Source organism: Vibrio sp. D173a (genome assembly GCF_030248475.1).
On record NZ_JAHGAH010000817.1, the window covers coordinates 1 to 1,148 of the forward strand.

The following is a 1,148-nucleotide window of genomic DNA, read 5'->3' on the forward strand; positions in this document are numbered from 1 at the left end:
AACGATACCTTCTTTAAGATCGCCCACACGCAGCTTAACGGTGCCACAACAGCAGTACCTGCACCGTACAAGAAGATAAAAGGCTTAGAGCATTTCGATAAGGTTATCGATATCGACCAAAGCCCAATTGGACGCACCCCGCGCTCTAACCCGGCAACTTATACCGGCATCTTCACGCCAATTCGTGAACTATTTTCGGGTACACAAGAAGCACGTTCTCGTGGTTACAAGCCGGGCCGCTTTAGCTTCAACGTTCGAGGTGGACGCTGTGAAGCCTGTCAGGGTGATGGTGTAATTAAAGTCGAAATGCACTTCTTACCAGATGTATACGTTCCTTGTGATGTATGTAAAGGGAAACGCTATAACCGTGTAACACTGGAAGTACGCTATAAAGACAAAACCATCGATGAAGTGTTAGAGATGACGGTCGAAGATGCTCGTGAATTCTTTAACCCAGTTCCAGTGATCGCACGTAAGCTACAAACATTAATGGATGTGGGCTTATCATACATTCGACTTGGACAAGCCGCGACAACTCTATCTGGTGGTGAAGCTCAACGTGTGAAACTGGCTCGTGAGCTGTCCAAGCGTGATACCGGTAAAACTCTGTATATCCTAGACGAGCCAACTACAGGTCTTCACTTCCACGATATCCAGCAGCTTTTGACTGTGCTGCACCGCCTGCGTGACCACGGAAATAGACGTGATAAAAACCGCAGACTGGATCATCGACTTGGGTCCAGAAGGTGGCCAAGGTGGTGGTGAGATTATTGCGGCAGGTACACCAGAAGATGTGGCATTGGTCGAAGGTTCTCACACTGCTCGCTTTCTTAAGCCTATGTTAACTATGAAATAGAGCTACAATACCACTCAGCCAATAGGGTGAAAAAGTGTTACAGTATCGGGGCTTGTTCTAATCGGACAGGCCCCGTTTTTATAAGGTTAAGGATCTATGGCGACAATACACACCAGTGGTACACAGCTTGAGGGTCAGGTGACTCAACTTCCGCTCAATAAACCCTTCTTGGCTTCATTGGCGGTGGTTTTTCTCCTCGCTATGCACTTTTTTATGCCTAACCCTGGTGGTTCAGGATTGTCGTTGTCGTTCAACCCAACCACTTGGTTGGCGCTAAGCTTTACCTTACCCA

2 pseudogenes are annotated in these 1,148 nt (G+C 47.6%); both read left to right on the forward strand.

Annotated elements, in window-relative coordinates:
* Window positions 1–856, forward strand: a pseudogene (locus KIV40_RS29515) (ATP-binding cassette domain-containing protein); the annotation flags it as partial.
* Between the two features lie 96 nt (window positions 857–952).
* Window positions 953–1,148 (forward strand): annotated as a pseudogene (locus KIV40_RS29520) (ligase); the annotation flags it as partial.